The sequence below is a fragment of the Paenibacillus sp. Y5S-9 genome, from assembly GCF_036894235.1.
Lineage (GTDB): Bacteria > Bacillota > Bacilli > Paenibacillales > Paenibacillaceae > Paenibacillus.
On the sequence record NZ_CP145887.1, the window covers coordinates 1,006,797 to 1,023,253 of the forward strand.

Consider the following 16,457-nt stretch of genomic DNA (forward strand, 5'->3'; position numbering starts at 1 on the left):
TGAGAGTCAACCGTTGAAAATGAAAAAACAAGATGCAAGCATGGAGGCTGCATCTTGATTATGGATTGGTGACTGGATGTGAATAGATGTGATGAAATTATTGTATCATTCAGTCACTAGAGGGGGGCGGCTGCACTTCTATGTCGAAGACATGGGCTGCTGCCGCGCCGCAGGTGTTTGGAGGCTCCTCTGTTATGGAGAGGAGCGTGAGCAGTTGTGGGCTGCAACATGTATGCGGTGCAGCCCACGGGGCTGGCAGTGCAGGAGAGCAGGGCTACGCCGGCATCCCGCGCACTGCCGCAGCGAACTGCGCAGCCGCTGCGTGCACGTCGGCCGCACCCGCGATGGCGGAGATGACGGCTACGCCGTCGGCTCCAGCCGCCATCACGGCGGCCGTGGTATCGGGCGTAATGCCACCGATACCCACAACCGGAACTGCGATGCCTGCGGCGCGCAGTTCTGCCACCCCTGCGGGTCCCAGCACAGCGTGGGCATCCGCTTTGGAGCGCGTCGGGTACATGGGCCCGACGCCAAGATAGTCGGCGCCCGCCTGCACGGCACGGCGCGCCTCTTCCACAGAGTGGGCGGATACGCCAAGCATCCGCCCATCTCCAATGCGGGCGCGTACCAGCGCCGCGTCCGCATCTTCCTGGCCGACATGCACGCCGTCGGCCTCCACCGCTACAGCCAGCTCCACATCATCGTTCACGATGAACGGCACCCCGTGCTGGCTGCACACCTCACGAAGCCGCATCGCAAGCGTGATGCGAGCTTCGTGAGCCAGGGCGCCAGTTCCCTTTTCACGGAACTGGAACAGCGTGATGCCGCCAGCAATGGCCTGGCGCAGCACTTCCACAGGGTCTTGCGTTGTATTAACGCTGCCCATCACCAAATACACCTGCATCGCGCGTCGTACTGCTTCTGCATCCCAAGGGCTCATCACTGTTCACCCCGCTGTCTGCGCTGATACGCAAAATGATTCGTCGGCCCATGTCCGGCCCCAATCCCCAGCTCATCTTCGATGGCCGCCTGAATGAATGCTCGCGCAGTCGTAACGGCAGCCAGAACAGGTGAACCCTTGGCTAACTCTGCGGTGATGGCAGCAGAGTATGTACACCCTGTTCCGTGTGTATGACGTGTTACCACACGAACATTCTCCAGATAATGAAAAGACTGCCCATCGTAGAGCACATCCACGATCATGCCACTTCCTTCATCATGACCACCTTTGACCAAAGCATACGTTGAGCCCATCTGTACAATCCGTCTTGCGGCTTCTTCCCGCTGACTCAGATTCGTGATAGACATCTCGGTAAGCAATTCCGCTTCCGGAATATTAGGTGTTGTGATCAGGGCATGGGGCAACAGCTCCGTAACCAACGCCTGTACAGCTTCCTGCTGGAGCAGGGGGGCGCCGCCTTTGGCGACCATCACGGGGTCGATGACCAGATTAGACCAACGGTATTGCTGCCATTTCTCAGCCACTAGACGAATAATCTCGGCACTATATAACATCCCGGTCTTCATTGCGGTTGGTTGAAAGTCTTCGCCGGTCGAGTCCAATTGCTGGGCAATGCCATCGTAAGGGATGGGAAAAACGCCCTGCACACCTGTTGTATTTTGGGCAGCAATAGCGGTAATAACGGTCATGCCGTATACGCCAAGCTCCTGGAATGTTTTTAGATCGGCCTGAATTCCTGCGCCGCCCCCGTTATCAGAACCTGCAATGGTTAGCGCTTGAGCAATGCTCATATTGCACCTCCACGGATCTGACGGATCTGTGCGCGTTCTGCCAAAAGGTCGGGTGTTACTTGTGCCAGTTGATTCAACAATTCAATCTGAAAGCTGCCCGGCCCCTGATGAGCTGTCCGCTCTGCCGCCAGTTCAGCTGCTATACCATAAAACGCAAGCGCTTCAACAACACTGCCTAGAAGATCGGCTTTCGATTCCGCTATGGCTGTATAAGCACCAATCACCGAACTGAGCAGACAGCCAGCACCCGTGACCTGAGTGAGCAGGGCATGACCATTACTTGTGAGGAATGTGGATTGTCCATCGGTAATGATATCTTCTTTCCCGGTAATGACCACAACACAGCCAAGTTGTTGCGCTGCCCGCTCAGCAATGCCGATCCGGTCACCTTCACCTGATCCTGCGTCCACACCTTTGATACTCCAGCTCTCACCGATGACATTAGCGACCTCCGCCACATTGCCGCGCAGTACTGTGAGACGAAGTTCACGAATGAGCATCTGCACGGTTTCCGTGCGATAGGTGGTTGCGCCAGCTCCAACCGGATCAAGCACCACAGGCACGTGATGCGCATTAGCCGATTGGCCTGCCAGACGGATCGCCTGAACGACTTTGTCATCGAGAGTACCAATGTTGAGTACTACAGCTCCTGACATCTTGGCAACATCAGCGACCTCCTCATGAGCATAGGCCATAAAAGGGGACGCACCTAGTGCAAGCAGACCATTGGCTGTGAAGGGGGCAACGACAAGGTTGGTGATATTGTGTACCAGTGGATTTTGCGAACGAACACGTTCCAGATAAGACATATAATTTCCTCCTTGTTTTGAAGTAACCCCATCGGCAGAAGCCTGATATCTGGAGTCCCTCAGCAGAATAATAGGATATGAGTCCCCTTGCTTCATTACTATGTCTACATTCACATTGCTCTACGTTACTTACTCTCCTTGCAGATGAATAAAAGCATCCTCGGCTTTCACTGATTCAGGAATCAAATCCTGTTCAACGAGCCATGCGCGTACAATTTCCCATGATTCCATTTCCTGCCGGCCAAATGGTTGGCCTTCTTCATTCATGAGTGGCAGTAGAATAGCCAGACTTTTGGTTTCGATCTCCGGGTCAAGCGGAGACGTTTCATTCTCATGAGCGAGCAGAATATTCAAGGCTTCTTCTGGATGCTCCGTTACATATTTCTGTCCTTCCTGGATCGCTTTGACGAACCGGGTAAGTTGGTCTTTTTTTGCTTCAATACCAGCTTCACTCGCGGTCAGAACCAATTCATAATAATCAGGCACACCATACTCGACGGGGTTAATCGATTTCATGGCATGCCCTTCTTTCTCCAAAATCAATTGCTCATGGTTAATAAAACCACCCATAATCGCATCCGCCTGTCCAGAAGCCAGCGAAGGAATCAGATCGAACCCAACGTCGACCAGATTCATGTTGTCGGGATTGCCACCATCGTGGCTGATCATCGTACGCACCATCGCTTCATACAGCGGAATTGAGGAATAACCAACAGTTTTTCCTTCAAGGTCTTTGGGTGAGCTCACGTTGCCATTTGCTTCGGTCAACAGATGCACAAGCGGGTGGCGAACAACAGCAGCAATGGAACGTACAGGAATGTTCTCACCACGAGCGAGCAAAATTTGGGGCTGGTAGCTTAGAGCCAGATCAATTTTTCCAGCAGCAACAAGTTTGAGTGAATCATTAGTATCCGCAGGCATCTGAATTTCGGCATCGAGACCTTGATCTGCAAAGTATCCTTTTTCTTGAGCAACGTAGATGAAGGAGTGTACTGCATTCGGGTACCAGTCGAGCATGATGGACAGTTTATCTTTGGCGTCTGATGCTGGTTCGGTTGCAGACTTGTCTGTTTGTTGTGCATTGGTTGCAGCGTCTGTTGATGGCGTGTTTTTGCTGGTATTCGTGGTGCTGCATCCGCTAACGATCAGCAAAAGGCTAATGAGCATGATGGGAAGCAGGGAGTATATACCTTTGTTATTCATAAATGAAGGTCCTCATTTCATCGTTTTGATTTGTAGAAAATGGACAGCAGCATGTTAACGACAACGTGACAGTGAACTGATTGAAGATGCTACTGAAATTATGCATAAGGTATGTTTTGAAGATCGTAACTCCTGTATTTACATCTAATTTCTGTCTAAGTATTATCCAACCTTTCTTTTGCCTCCATGACGATGACGCCGTATGCTAAACCGTTTCTCCAGCCAGGTAATCAGTACAAACAAAACGATCCCAAGCAGGGATAACAGCAAAATGGCGGCAAACATCGCATCCGTGTTCATGTTGCTGGACATGCGGCGGCTGAAGTAGCCGAGACCTTTGCTGCCACCAAGCCATTCGCCAATCGTTGCCCCAACCACGCAGTACACCACGGACATCTTTAACCCCGAGAAAAAAGAGGGAAGTGCCAGCGGAACCTGGAGTTTGCAAAAAATATCCCATTTGCTGGCGCCCATGGTGAGCAGCAGTTCACGCTGCTCCGGATCGCCTTGGCGGAGTCCATCGTAGGTACTGACCACAATGGGGAAGAATGCGATTAGGAACACCACGGCGACTTTGCTCCACAACGTGTAACCAAACCACAAGATAAATACGGGAGACAAGGCAATCAGCGGTATGGTCTGACTGATCACGATGAAGGGATAGAAGGCCTTTTCAATCGATCGGTTCATATGCATGCCTGTTGCCAGCGTAATTCCAGTCACTATGGACAAGACAAAACCAACAATAACCTCCATAAAGGTAGCAGGCAGATGGATGGTCAACAGCAGATGACGATGATCAACCAGTGAGCCTATGATGGCCGTGGGTGCAGGAATGATGAAGGAGGGCACCCATCCCATACGCACAATCACTTCCCAGATCGCCAGTAATAAGAACATGAGCACAATAAACAAACCATATTGGGAAAACGACCTCGAGAGCCACTTAAAACACCACGTCCAGACGCTAACCTCAGCTCTATCATTTTGCATGCAATTGTTCCTCCAGTTGTTGCCTCATCTGCACGAGAGCCGGTTCGTAGATCATGTCCGAATGCCTTGGGCGTGGTAAAGGAACCGTTATCTCCCGTAACTGCTGACCTTGCCCACCTGGAGTTAACAGAATGATACGGTCACTTAACAGCAGGGCTTCCTCGATGTCATGTGTAATGAACAGCACGGTTTGTCCAAAGTCCTTCCACAGCTCCAACAACCAGCGATGCATTTCTCGTTTGGTTAAAGCGTCGAGTGCACCGAAGGGTTCATCCAGCAACATGAGCTGCCCGCCTGTAAGCAAGGTACGCAGCAGTGCCACCCGCTGCCGCATGCCGCCGGATAACTCATCTGGATAGGCCCGCTCATAACCGGACAAGCCGAACCTTGCCAATCCAGCGATGATATCGGCTCGTAGTTTGTCCTTGTCCTGTCGGCCTGGTGCCAGCTCGGCAGGCAGCAGGCAGTTCTCCATGACGGTACGCCAGGATAACAGCAGGTCTTTCTGCGGCATATAGGCGACTCGTCCGAGCCGTTGTCCTTGCGGTACATCAGCAATATCGATGGTGCCGCCGGTTGGCTCGTGCAAGCCTGCGAGCAGCTTGAAGAGCGTGCTTTTACCTGATCCGCTGGAGCCAATGAGCGAGACAAATTCTCCTTGTTGAACCTGAAGCGACACATTGGAGAGCACGGGTGAATCTTTTTTTTCGGGAAAAGCGAAGCTAACGTTCTCAATGGTTACATGGTTGCTCATCTGATCCTCACCCCCTTGATTTCAGACTGCTGGAATAACAACGGCATCCTGTACTCTGCAAAAGGAACAAAAAAGACCCACCCATTTCCGGAGAAATGAGTGGGTCTGTAAGTTAAATCCGCAATTTATCTTCACATACATGAAAAAATTCCGCTTACTAAAAGGCCGCTCCACTTCCCTCCGCTGGTATGATCCAGATCAGGTTCAAAGGGTCCGAATAGTCATATTCGTCTCAGCCGCAAGGCTCCCCTAGTGCAAAAGTTCAAGATATGCAGTTGTCTGTTCAGCATATATCACTCGAACATGAACTGTAAAGAGGCAGCATGATAACTGAACAATTTACCTTGGCTCATGAACCCGATATAATAGGGATGGCCCGTATAGGCCGGATCACAAAATGCAGGTGGGATTGTTCTCCCTCCTAGGCAGAATGGGGACCCGAGTTGAAAACGTTCAAAAAAGTATATATTGAGATCACGAGTATCTGCAATCTGGCTTGCAGCTTCTGTCCGCAGACGCAGCGTGCCAAAGGATTCATTGACCCTGAAGTCTTCAACAATATACTGGAACAAGTTAAACCACACACCAATCATATTTATCTACATGTCAAAGGTGAACCCTTGTTGCATCCCAAAATAGATCTGCTGCTTGATTCCGCACATGAGAAGGGACTCAAGGTGAACATTACAACGAATGGTACACTCTTGCCCAAGACTCAGCATAAATTGCTTGGCAAACCGGCGCTGCGGCAGATGAATTTCTCCCTGCACAGCTTCGATGGGCATGAAGGTTCAACAGACCGTGACGGATACCTGCGTCATATTTTGTCCTTTGTACACGAGGCCGTTAAGCACAATGTCATCATCTCATTCCGACTGTGGAATCTGACGCAGGATAACTTCACAAATGCTCAGATGAATCGAAATCGGGAGACTCTTGAAGTATTGGAACGTGAGTTCAATCTGGACTTCCGCATTGAGGAAAAAGTAGTTCCAGGCAGTGGGGTCAAAATTGCCCCGAATGTATATCTGAATCAGGACCATGAGTTCCAGTGGCCAAGTCTGGATGCACCTGAAGATGACGGCAAAGGCTTCTGCCATGCATTGCGTGGGCAGGCAGCTGTGCTTGTAGATGGAACGGTGGTTCCATGCTGTCTCGATGGCGAGGGTGTAATTAACTTGGGTAATGTGCACGAGAAGTCATTCTCGGAGATTATTGAGGGTGAGCGAGCGAACAATCTGGTATATGGTTTCTCCAAGCGGGAAGCTGTGGAAGAGTTGTGTCGAAAGTGCGGTTATCGTCAGAGATTCGGAGCCTGATATCTTATATCAGCAAGACAGAAGCCGTTCAAGATCACACATTTGGAGACAAATGTAGTGGTCTTTCTTTGTTATCGGGGATTCAAGTTAGGGGTACATACGTTACAAATGAGCATACCAGAGGTTGATATCAGCATATTGCTTGAGAGACCTGGCATGCAAAAAATGCCGATATGACAGGGATTGTGCGGTTTCATGATATATCTGATCTAATGATTATTCTAGTTGCCTTCCTTATTTGGTAGGATTAGGTTGTGGGTCGGACAGAGGTGCACCTCTGACGAACTTCCAGGACAAGCTTAGGCTTGTACACTACCAAATAACGAGAGAATAAGGGAGGAATAAAATTATGAAAAAAATATTGACGTTGTTGTTGTCCGCTGGTTTGGTTGCTTCCATATTTGGTGCAGTTCCGGTTGCTGCTGCACCTACAGTTGTTAATTCAACGATTGTTGTTCCAAAGGGCACGACCTATGACGGTCAAGGCAAAACATTTGTAGCCAATCCTTCCACACTGGGTGACGGTTCTCAAGCAGAGGGCCAGAAGCCAGTCTTCCGGCTGGAGGCAGGGGCCACGCTCAAAAATGTAAATATCGGATCACCTGCTGCCGATGGTGTTCACTGTTATGGTAACTGTAATATATCGAATGTAGTCTGGGAGGACGTAGGCGAGGATGCTCTGACATTGAAGTCGGCTGGAACGGTTAATATTACCGGTGGGGCAGCGTACAAGGCTTATGATAAAGTGTTCCAGATGAATGCAGCTGGAACGATTAACATCAAAAATTTCCGTGCAGATGATATTGGCAAACTGGTTCGCCAAAATGGTGGAACTTCCTTCGCAGTTAATATGACGCTGGATAACTCAAACATTTCCAATGTGAAAGATTCGATTATGCGTACAGACAGCAGTACATCACAAGGCAAAATTACGAATACCCGTTATTCCAAAGTACCAACGTTGTTCAAGGGGTTTGCTTCAGGTAAGACCAGTCAATCCGGCAATACGCAATATTAAACAGGAGATTGAATCGCTGGAGTTGGTAAAAGTTTAAGCTCCACTTGTGATTTGAAGTTAAAATATAACGCCAAAAAGAGCGTCCCAAGGTCATTGCCACACTGACTTTGAGGGACGCTTTTTGTAATGCAGATGTCATAGTATAGTTCTTATAGTTCTCCTGAGCAATGTTTTATAGCGGAGGCTCATATTATTTTTCTCCCAGAACTTCAACGATGATTTTGCCTTTCTCGGGGGTAACAGAACCGGTATCAATAGAGCCCAATTTGTTCATGATTTCGTAAGAGGTTTCTTCAAGCATGCGAGAGTACTTGAATGATACGAGTGTTTGACCTGCTACGGAAGGACGAGTCCCTGCTTCAGCAACGGCTTTGGTTTTAATAAAGAACAGGTCACCGATGGTTCCAGCACTTTTGCTGATGTTGGCCTGCCATTGTAGTAGGGCACTTCCATTTTTGAGGATATAATAACTGATCAGATCGTTATCCTCAACAACGAAGAAACGATCTTTTTTGCCTTGTTCAAAAATGTATTCAATGGATGAATCCACTGGACCCAAAGGGTTGCGAATGTCCAGACGTGCTTGTCCCAGTTCAGAAAAGCGGGGCAGATGCAGTGCGGCTTCACGCGCCACAGTCAGATCGGAACTGTTATATTCTTTTACAATCGTAGCATCGGTAGTGTAAATGTAGGCTTCCTTGGCCTTCTGGTTCCACTGCACCTTGGCACCAAAAGCTTCACCGACGGCACGGAGCGGAAGCATCGCTTTACCATTCACCAGAATCGGCGCTGAAGACAATGTCGCATTTTGACCATTTTTCTTCATTGTTTTGCTGTTAGGTGTAAGGACATACTTATCGCTGCCTGTATTAATGCTGATCTCTTTTGTTTTGTTATTGTAACCAAACGTATAGTTGCCGAGGAATTGAAGCTCCGTCAATGCCACGTACGTAATACCCTGCCGTATGACAACATCATATTGAGCTTGAACATTGTTAATATAAGCTGTCGGTTTAGGTTTGGTTGCTGCGGCTTCCGCCACAGTGGATGAGAGTAAGGCAGGTGCCGTGCCTGCGGTGAGTATCGAAGCGGCAAGGACCATTTTCCATGTTTTAAGCTGCCAAACAGAGTTGTAATCTTTCATCACTATCAATCTCCCTTCTAATGTTTAAGACGGACTACATAACCTAAATGTTTCATATTATGGAAAGTGAACCATCCGATGTCCTGTTCCCTGTTACCCCAAATAAAGCTTTTTCTAGGGATTGCCACAAATACCCATCTGATGTACATTAGAAGCAATGAAATAAGTGAACCGGGAGCTCAATGAAGTTGGGCTGAGAGAGTGGCCTTGTGCCGCTGACCGTACATCTGATCTGGGTAATGCCAGCGTAGAGAACAAGGATTTGCGATATGTAAGGGTGAATTGTGAGGAATGAACGTGGATGAACAACTGACCTTCTTTGAGCTGTGGTGGTGTATATGCCAGGGCGGATGGGGTATGGTTGATATTCCGTATTTTCGACATCCATCCATTACACATTGTGAGGATTGTATACTGCGCGTAAGGCCTGCCCGGAACCGGGGAGGCTTTTTCGTTTATTATGATAACCCTCACAGGGAACAAAGGAAGGACGTAGAGAACATGGCAACAACAGCAGGCAACAAGCGATTGAAACTAACGGATATTCTGGTAACCATCGTGATCGCAGTAGTGTTTGGGGTGATTTACAAGATATGGGGACCTACATATGACTTGATGAAACCATTCGGCGTTCATGCGGAGCAGATGATCTACGGCATGTGGTTTATGGCGGGCACATTTGCTTTTGTTATCATTCGTAAACCAGGCGTGGCGATTCTCGCCGAGGTTGCGGCTTCAACGGTAAGTGCTTTTCTGGGCAGTGAATGGGGCATGTCCACACTTGTGTATGGTTTGTTGCAAGGGTTGGGAGCCGAGATATTCTTTGCCGCTTTTTTGTATCGCAAAACCAATCTGTTTGTCACTTGTCTTGCAGCCATAGGAGCCGCAGCGGCTTCGCTTGTGCTGGATTATCAGTACGGGTATATTGATTCACTCTCGGCCTGGAATTATACGTTATTTATCGGATTCCGCTTCATCGGAAGCATCCTGATTGCAGGAGTGTTCGCTTATTATCTCGCAAAAGCATTGGAACTGACCGGTGTAACACGCTCCCTCAGACCGGTATCCAAACAGGATTATGAGGCGCTGGATTAGATGAGCGGAGAGGGGAATTCGCAAGCGGTAAGTGTGACAAATCTAAGATGCAAGTTCCCGGGAGAGAAAGCCTTGGTATTTCAAGGCTTGTCTCTTTCTGTGCGTCAAGGAGAGAAAGTGCTGTTGCTTGGCCCTAGCGGCTCCGGTAAATCAACGTTATTGCAAATTCTGAGCGGTTTAATTCCACGTTCGGTTGAGATTCCGATGAAATGTGATGATATTCAGGTTCCCGCCAAAGCAGGAGTGGTCTTTCAAGATCCGGATACCCAGTTCTGTATGTCCTTTACGGATGAAGAGATCGCATTTGTTCTGGAAAACCGAAATATTCCACGTGAAAAGATGCCGGCTCTGATTGAATATTATCTGAAACAAGTGGGGTTATCCTTTGAACAGAATCGTGTATTGATCCAGTCCATGTCACAGGGGATGAAGCAGCGTCTTGCGATTGCTTCGATGCTTGCCATGGACCCGGAGGTATTGTTTTTGGATGAACCCACTGCACTGCTGGATGATGAGGGCACTTCCCAGGTGTGGGATACCGTTAAACGTGTCGCCAGTGACAAAACAATCATCATCGTTGAACACAAAATAAACGAGATTGTGGATATGGTCGACCGCATCATTGTGTTGTCACCTGAAGGAAAGATTGTGGCGGATGGGCCAGCGCAGCAGGTATTCACGGATGAACGAGGCAAGCTGAAGGATTATGGAATCTGGTATCCAGGCATATGGGAGGAGCGAGAGCAGGCAACGAAGGCAGAAGAGGGAAGTACTTCTGGCAAGCTTCAAGTGTGTGTGAATCAGAACATCTCAAGCTTGGAAGCACAGCAATCGTCGGGTTTACCCGATACACCGGGCCTATTTCCCATATCTCATGGTTCATCCTTATCACCTGGATCACCCACCTATCAGCCTGCACTGGACTTGCACCAGTTCACCGGATGGCGTGGGAAAACACCCTTTATTCAGGTGGAGCAGGCCAAGGTATGGCATGGAGACTGGATTGGTGTTGTCGGAGCTAATGGAGCTGGCAAGAGTTCATTATTGTTATCTCTGATGAATATCCTGAAAACAACAGGTCATTATGAGGTGGACGGTCTGCCTTCTGGCAAAACGGAGCAGCTTGCAGATCAAATTGCGTTTGTATTTCAGAACCCGGAGTTTCAATTTGTGACTAACACCGTCGCGGAAGAAGTGGAATTTTCATTGCTGGGGGGCAGGCTAACAACGGAAGAAAGACTTGCCAGGACGAATCAGATGCTTAATCAATTTGGACTAATCGACCTGGCTGAGCGTCATCCCTACCAATTATCGATGGGGCAAAAGCGACGCTTGAGCGTTGCCTCTGCACTGGTGAGAGAGCAGCGAATACTGCTGTTGGATGAACCTACTTTTGGACAGGATGCCCGCAATACGTTTGCCATGTTAGCCCAACTGGAGCAATTGCGGAGAGAGGGAACAGCCATTGTTATGGTTACCCATGATCGTGAAATTGTAAAAAGATATTGCACCCGAATTTGGTCGGTGGATGAGGGGAGGTTATCTGATGCAACTGTCGTTTCCTCACCGTGAAACCTGGCTTCATACCGTTAATCCGGGATTAAAGATGATTATTCTGACGATGATGTTTGTCATCGTTATCCTTATTCACAATCTGAATGTAATGGCCAATGTTGCTGTGGCGATGATGTTATTACTGTGCTGGACAGGTCACCCATGGTATAGATTGATCCTGTACGCGTCCCCATTCATTCTGGTGTTTATCTCCACATCTACAGGTATGATGATGTTTGGTAAGGGCGAGAACACATGGTATACGTGGGGACTGATTCACATAACCGAAGAGAGCTTCTATCGCGGTCTACACTTGGGTTTTCGCTCGCTTAGCATGGCAGCGGCTGGGTTACTCTTTGGTCTTACGACCAAGCCGGTACGGCTGTTTTATTCTCTGATGCAGCAGTGGAAGCTACCTGCAAAATATGCTTATAGTTTTCTGGCCGCGATGCGCATGATCCCGATTTTGCTGGATGAATTCCAGACGCTCCGTTACGCTATTCGCATTCGGGGGACAAGGCAACGTGGTTCTCGCTGGAACGTGTATGGTACGCTGAAGCGTTACGCTATTCCACTGCTGGCACAGAGCATTCGCCGTGCACAGCGAATGGCGGTAGCGATGGAAGCGAAGGGATTCACGGATGGGGCCAGCCGGACGTATTACATTCAGATTGGCTATTCCCGAGCTGATCTGTGGTTTGTATTTTATTATATCCTCACCTTAACAGCTGCTTATTACATCGGGGTTACCTTTCCTTATCATGCTGCGATGGTGGATGTAAGGTAATACGGGGAGATAGAGAGAAATATATTGAGTTAACCGGTAACTTTTTCCTGTTTACAGCGTCTATATGGAAATAACTTCTAATGGATGGGGATGAACGAGAGTGAAGACGGGTCCTGACTGGCAGAGAACGGGGTACAAATGGATTACCATGACTGGATTATCAGTTGTGCTGTTGACGGGATGGATGCTGCTGGATTCCAAAATGGTCGTGCTTGGAGGACAAGCTGTGGCTACAACGCCACAAGCCTTGGGGGCAAGTTCTCAAGTCTTATCAACACAGTTGGCCTACAAACAAGGAGATACCGTTACGCTCATCAATGACATCCCTCTGTTCAAAAACAGAAGGGACGGCAGTGTGGCTGCTGACCAGCTGGGGATTGAATACTATACAACAAAAAACGAAAAGTATACGTTGGCCTCGGTTCGAGGCGAGTGGGTACAGCTTGAGTCAACCGAGCATGGAGACTTTTGGCTGCCAAGTTGGTATGCACTGAAGGAGAGCAGAAGCATGACGGAAACGGCTCCCCAAAGCTTCACGCTCCAATCAGGCAGCAAGCTGTATCTGGCTCCAGATAGTTCTACAACCTGGTCTAGTGAGAAAGCGCTAACGGATAAGGCTGTTATTGTTGCAAAGTGGAAAGGATGGTATGGGGTTTCCATTGCCCCACGAGTCTGGGATAAAGAATCCTTCACGTATCGGCCAGGACTCTTCTGGATCAAGGCACAGGCTATAGAACAGCGGATGAATGTGGCGGATGGTTGGTTCCAACAGGATGCATCGCTGCCAACTTCGGTTATACGCCATCTGACAGATATGAAGCTGAACAAGGCAACCACCTCCGAACAAGTGGCTGGGTGGTTAGGCGAGCCGGATTGGAAAGAGAGTTCTAGCAATTTGAATGATACCGGTTATGCAATGAGTATTGGGCAGACCTGGAGATATGAGCGGGAAGATGCGCAATTTCTGGTCACGTTCAACAAGAATGGCAGACTGGTCAGAACACGCTGGAATTTAGCACAGGATAATCGAAATACTGTCGTTTCCGATTGGAACATCAGTCGGGCGGATGAATATGGGTTCACGACAAAAATCTATGGCACAACGCTGCCGACGACAATACCTTGGAAACCGGTATGGACGAACCAGGGAGATATTAACTACACTTTTTTACAAGCAGCCACGGATGATGTGCTCCTGATGAAAGGCGATGACGGTGGATTTAGCGGAGGTTACTACGAAGGCTCCATATATGCTCTTGACCGACATACAGGCCAGAAATTATGGGGGATCAATGGGGGCTTTGGAAGACAGCAGGCAGAGGTGGATGCAGAGCGCAAATACGTTACAATCTACACCGATTATGACCCGGAAAAGAAAAAATACGTGGATCGTATTCGTCATCTGAACTTGAAGAACGGAAAGGTCACGTGGACGTACACCCCTAAGCAAAATTTTAGACTAAATGGTATCACCGCTGCGAAGAACGTTGTGGTTGTGGATAACCCGGTTGTTGAGAGCTCAAGCAACAGTTGGTTAACGGTTCTGGACAGTGCAAACGGAAAAACATTGTGGACGCGAAAACTGGCTACGGGTTATGAATTGTTGAACAAGAGTGCAGATGACCCCTATGTGTTGTATTGGGAAAAGAATAAGCTGGTTGCAGTCGATCCGCAATCAGGGCGAACCGTATGGAGCTTAAAGGGCAAACGATCCACCATAGAACAATTTTGGAATGATCCATATACTGGTGGAATTGAACGTCTTGATCCCTTTGCAACCACGAATGCTGAAAGATGGCTATCACTAGATAATCAGTGGTTGCTGCTTGATCTGAACACGGGGAAAAAGCTTGCCCAATTTCCTGCTCGGGTAGGACAGAGATTTGAGGTGCTGAATGATGGCATGTTGTTGATCCGTGAGAACAAAAACGGCAATCATTACGGCGAATATGAAGATTTTACAACCACCCTGTATGATGCCAAGACAGGCAAAACATGCTGGACGCTCAAGGGCAAGATTGAACGAGGACTGGTGGAAGAGGATCAGTTGTATGTGATTAAGAATGGTTATCCAGCGGCTTTGGATTATAAAACGGGGGAGACGCGTTGGAATGTCAAAGATACGATTGCAACACTAAGGCATCCGACGAATCAGGGAAGTTATCTGGTCATTGATGATCAGTTGCTGTTGCCCATGGACGAGAATCTGCTCATAATGAACAAAAAGAATGGAGCACTGTTAGGTCGTGTACATGATGTTGTGATGGGAAACCCGGAGCATCGCGACCGGGATGCGAAGAATGGAACGATCAACCGGATCGGCAATGAAGTGTACGTGGGTTCGTCCAACGGACGTTTTCGTGTATATGAAGCCAGCCGCCTGCACGAGGCAATCTCACCTTAAAAGCTTGTCTCATCAGGGATGTTGATTTATTATAAATGAACAGGATTGCTCGCGCTCCGGTTATCGGCTGTGCGGGCTTTCTTCATGTGTTCTTGAAGAACCATGCATGATCATTCACGGGAGGACTCTCCATGATCTCATTATATGGTGTAAGCAAACGTTATAACGAGCGCGGTTCCCGTGCAGATCAGGGATTCGAAGCATTAAGCTCGGTGTCCCTCGAAGTGGGACAAGGCGAAATACATGGCATCATCGGATCGAGTGGTGCGGGTAAATCCACGCTTCTGCGAATGCTCAACGGATTGGAAAAGCCGGATGATGGTGAGGTTGTTGTGAATGGGCAGCACCTGACCCAGATGAATGAACAGAGTCTGCGTCAGGCACGAAGATCCATTGGCATGATCTTTCAGCACTTCAATCTGGTCAGTAACCGAACGGTGAGTGGCAATGTCTGCATGCCGCTGGAACTGGCGGGTATATCTCGTGCGCAGCGAGTTGAACGTGGACTTGAGGTACTGCGGTTTGTTGGACTGGAAGACAAGGCAGATCAATATCCTGCTCAGCTTAGCGGAGGACAGAAGCAGCGTGTGGCGATTGCACGGGCGCTCGCCAGTCGTCCGGATGTGCTGCTCTGTGATGAACCGACCTCTTCGCTTGATCCACAGACCACAAGCGGTATCCTGGACGTGCTGCGTCATGTCAATGAAACGCTGGGCGTGACCATTGTTGTAGTGACGCATGAGATGGAAGTGGCTCGCAGACTATGTCACAGGATATCCGTCATGAAGGATGGGCGACTCGTTCGTACGTTGTCTAAAGTGGAAGTGAGCAGTATCCCCGCTCCACAGCCTGATCTGCTGACCTCCTTGCTTGCGGGTGACGAATACGGGATGACAGGTTCGTCTTTGTTCCGTCAGGCAGAACAGGAGGACAAGTCATGAGGTTACCTGAGTCTGTGCTGAAGTATCAGCATGAGATATGGCAGGCGATCGGAGAGACTTTTGTCATGGTGGGCATCTCCATTGCGGCAGCTGTTCTGATCGGGTTACCTCTGGGTACACTGCTGTACTTATTCCGGAGAGGACAACGGTATCAGAATCAAACGCTGTCTTTTGTACTCGGCAGTATCGTCAACATCGTTCGTTCGTTTCCGTTCTTACTGCTGGTTGTATTCATGATTCCATTCACACGGATTGTCGTGGGAACGTCCATAGGTACGCTGGCGGCAACCGTGCCACTCTCGGTCATTGCGATTGCCTACTACGCCAGACTGGTGGAACAAGCGTTGCTGGATGTACCTAGGGGAGTGGTTGAAGCTGCTGCTTCCATGGGGGCATCGACGATGCAACTTGTGGTGAAATTCTTGTACGTGGAGGCACGATCTGGCCTTGTACTGGGACTCACGACAGCTACGATTAGCTTCATCTCCTACTCGACGGTGATGGGCATTGTAGGTGGCGGAGGGGTTGGCGATTTTGCCATTCGCTACGGTTATCAGCGCTTCGAAACGGAGATTATGGTATTTACGATCATCATTATGATTATCCTGGTACAGATGATCCAATTCACAGGCAGCAGACTGTCCCACTGGCTGGATCGCAGATCCTGAACGGTTGGACCGCGCA

General features: G+C 49.0%; 15 protein-coding genes and 2 riboswitches. Of the genes, 8 read left to right on the forward strand and 7 right to left on the reverse strand.

The window, feature by feature from the left end:
* Nucleotides 1-274: 274 nt before the first annotated feature.
* The 6 genes from thiE to V6669_RS04485 all read right to left on the reverse strand — a co-directional run bounded on the left by thiE (nt 275) and on the right by V6669_RS04485 (nt 5,511).
* On the reverse strand, nt 275-940 hold the full coding sequence (gene thiE, locus V6669_RS04460; protein WP_338591059.1) for a thiamine phosphate synthase: 666 nt from the start codon (nt 938-940) through the stop codon (nt 275-277).
* Nucleotides 940-1,752, reverse strand: coding sequence for a bifunctional hydroxymethylpyrimidine kinase/phosphomethylpyrimidine kinase (thiD, locus tag V6669_RS04465; protein ID WP_338591061.1), 813 nt, complete (start codon nt 1,750-1,752; stop codon nt 940-942). The genes thiE and thiD overlap by 1 nt, the downstream gene beginning before the upstream one ends.
* Nucleotides 1,749-2,561: a hydroxyethylthiazole kinase gene (thiM, locus tag V6669_RS04470; RefSeq protein WP_338591063.1), complete on the reverse strand. Its 813-nt coding sequence runs from the start codon at nt 2,559-2,561 to the stop codon at nt 1,749-1,751. Before thiM ends, thiD begins: the two co-directional genes overlap by 4 nt.
* 129 nt (nt 2,562-2,690) lie before the next feature.
* Nucleotides 2,691-3,764 carry an ABC transporter substrate-binding protein gene (locus V6669_RS04475; protein WP_338591065.1) on the reverse strand — a complete coding sequence of 358 codons (1,074 nt, stop codon included), beginning with the start codon at nt 3,762-3,764 and terminating at the stop codon, nt 2,691-2,693.
* Between the two features lie 162 nt (nt 3,765-3,926).
* Nucleotides 3,927-4,757, reverse strand: coding sequence for an ABC transporter permease (locus tag V6669_RS04480; RefSeq protein ID WP_338591067.1), 831 nt, complete (start codon nt 4,755-4,757; stop codon nt 3,927-3,929).
* Nucleotides 4,747-5,511, reverse strand: coding sequence for an ABC transporter ATP-binding protein (locus tag V6669_RS04485; RefSeq protein ID WP_338591069.1), 765 nt, complete (start codon nt 5,509-5,511; stop codon nt 4,747-4,749). Before V6669_RS04485 ends, V6669_RS04480 begins: the two co-directional genes overlap by 11 nt.
* Before the next feature lie 158 nt (nt 5,512-5,669).
* Nucleotides 5,670-5,772: riboswitch (TPP riboswitch) on the reverse strand.
* 182 nt (nt 5,773-5,954) lie between these two features.
* On the opposite strand from V6669_RS04485, the gene V6669_RS04490 reads away from it, so the two are divergent.
* Nucleotides 5,955-6,830: a radical SAM/SPASM domain-containing protein gene (locus tag V6669_RS04490; protein ID WP_338591071.1), complete on the forward strand. Its 876-nt coding sequence runs from the start codon at nt 5,955-5,957 to the stop codon at nt 6,828-6,830.
* Nucleotides 6,831-7,179: 349 nt separating this feature from the next.
* Nucleotides 7,180-7,848 (forward strand): pectate lyase, encoded by a 669-nt coding sequence (locus V6669_RS04495; RefSeq protein ID WP_289391203.1) that lies wholly within the window; start codon nt 7,180-7,182, stop codon nt 7,846-7,848.
* A gap of 190 nt (nt 7,849-8,038) precedes the next feature.
* Here V6669_RS04495 and V6669_RS04500 read toward each other — a convergent pair whose 3' ends face one another.
* Nucleotides 8,039-8,992, reverse strand: coding sequence for a copper amine oxidase N-terminal domain-containing protein (locus tag V6669_RS04500; RefSeq protein ID WP_338591075.1), 954 nt, complete (start codon nt 8,990-8,992; stop codon nt 8,039-8,041).
* A 161-nt stretch (nt 8,993-9,153) separates the two neighbouring features.
* Nucleotides 9,154-9,263, forward strand: a riboswitch (TPP riboswitch).
* A 230-nt stretch (nt 9,264-9,493) separates the two neighbouring features.
* On the opposite strand from V6669_RS04500, the gene V6669_RS04505 reads away from it, so the two are divergent.
* The 6 genes from V6669_RS04505 to V6669_RS04530 all read left to right on the forward strand — a co-directional run bounded on the left by V6669_RS04505 (nt 9,494) and on the right by V6669_RS04530 (nt 16,441).
* Nucleotides 9,494-10,087: an ECF transporter S component gene (locus tag V6669_RS04505; protein ID WP_338591077.1), complete on the forward strand. Its 594-nt coding sequence runs from the start codon at nt 9,494-9,496 to the stop codon at nt 10,085-10,087.
* Nucleotides 10,088-11,659 carry an ABC transporter ATP-binding protein gene (locus V6669_RS04510; RefSeq protein WP_338591079.1) on the forward strand — a complete coding sequence of 524 codons (1,572 nt, stop codon included), beginning with the start codon at nt 10,088-10,090 and terminating at the stop codon, nt 11,657-11,659. It abuts the gene before it with no gap.
* Complete coding sequence (locus V6669_RS04515; protein ID WP_338591081.1) at nt 11,634-12,428, forward strand: energy-coupling factor transporter transmembrane component T; 795 nt, start codon at nt 11,634-11,636, stop codon at nt 12,426-12,428. The genes V6669_RS04510 and V6669_RS04515 overlap by 26 nt, the downstream gene beginning before the upstream one ends.
* Nucleotides 12,429-12,528: 100 nt before the next feature.
* The gene (locus tag V6669_RS04520) at nt 12,529-14,832 is read left to right on the forward strand and encodes a PQQ-binding-like beta-propeller repeat protein (RefSeq protein WP_338591083.1); all 2,304 of its coding nucleotides are present in this window, start codon (nt 12,529-12,531) and stop codon (nt 14,830-14,832) included.
* Nucleotides 14,833-14,963: 131 nt separating this feature from the next.
* Nucleotides 14,964-15,773: a methionine ABC transporter ATP-binding protein gene (locus V6669_RS04525; protein WP_338591085.1), complete on the forward strand. Its 810-nt coding sequence runs from the start codon at nt 14,964-14,966 to the stop codon at nt 15,771-15,773.
* Nucleotides 15,770-16,441, forward strand: coding sequence for a methionine ABC transporter permease (locus tag V6669_RS04530; RefSeq protein ID WP_237176880.1), 672 nt, complete (start codon nt 15,770-15,772; stop codon nt 16,439-16,441). Before V6669_RS04525 ends, V6669_RS04530 begins: the two co-directional genes overlap by 4 nt.
* Nucleotides 16,442-16,457: the final 16 nt, after the last annotated feature.

Bases quoted from the DNA above. Each gene is read 5' to 3' on its own strand.
- V6669_RS04475 (WP_338591065.1), bottom strand. From the start codon at position 3,764: ATGAATAACAAAGGTATATACTCCCTGCTTCCCATCATGCTCATTAGC.
- thiD (WP_338591061.1), bottom strand. From the start codon at position 1,752: ATGAGCATTGCTCAAGCGCTAACCATTGCAGGTTCTGATAACGGGGGC.
- V6669_RS04515 (WP_338591081.1), top strand. From the start codon at position 11,634: ATGCAACTGTCGTTTCCTCACCGTGAAACCTGGCTTCATACCGTTAAT.
- V6669_RS04485 (WP_338591069.1), bottom strand. From the start codon at position 5,511: ATGAGCAACCATGTAACCATTGAGAACGTTAGCTTCGCTTTTCCCGAA.
- thiE (WP_338591059.1), bottom strand. From the start codon at position 940: ATGAGCCCTTGGGATGCAGAAGCAGTACGACGCGCGATGCAGGTGTAT.
- V6669_RS04480 (WP_338591067.1), bottom strand. From the start codon at position 4,757: ATGCAAAATGATAGAGCTGAGGTTAGCGTCTGGACGTGGTGTTTTAAG.
- V6669_RS04530 (WP_237176880.1), top strand. From the start codon at position 15,770: ATGAGGTTACCTGAGTCTGTGCTGAAGTATCAGCATGAGATATGGCAG.
- V6669_RS04505 (WP_338591077.1), top strand. From the start codon at position 9,494: ATGGCAACAACAGCAGGCAACAAGCGATTGAAACTAACGGATATTCTG.
- V6669_RS04525 (WP_338591085.1), top strand. From the start codon at position 14,964: ATGATCTCATTATATGGTGTAAGCAAACGTTATAACGAGCGCGGTTCC.
- V6669_RS04510 (WP_338591079.1), top strand. From the start codon at position 10,088: ATGAGCGGAGAGGGGAATTCGCAAGCGGTAAGTGTGACAAATCTAAGA.
- thiM (WP_338591063.1), bottom strand. From the start codon at position 2,561: ATGTCTTATCTGGAACGTGTTCGTTCGCAAAATCCACTGGTACACAAT.
- V6669_RS04500 (WP_338591075.1), bottom strand. From the start codon at position 8,992: ATGAAAGATTACAACTCTGTTTGGCAGCTTAAAACATGGAAAATGGTC.
- V6669_RS04495 (WP_289391203.1), top strand. From the start codon at position 7,180: ATGAAAAAAATATTGACGTTGTTGTTGTCCGCTGGTTTGGTTGCTTCC.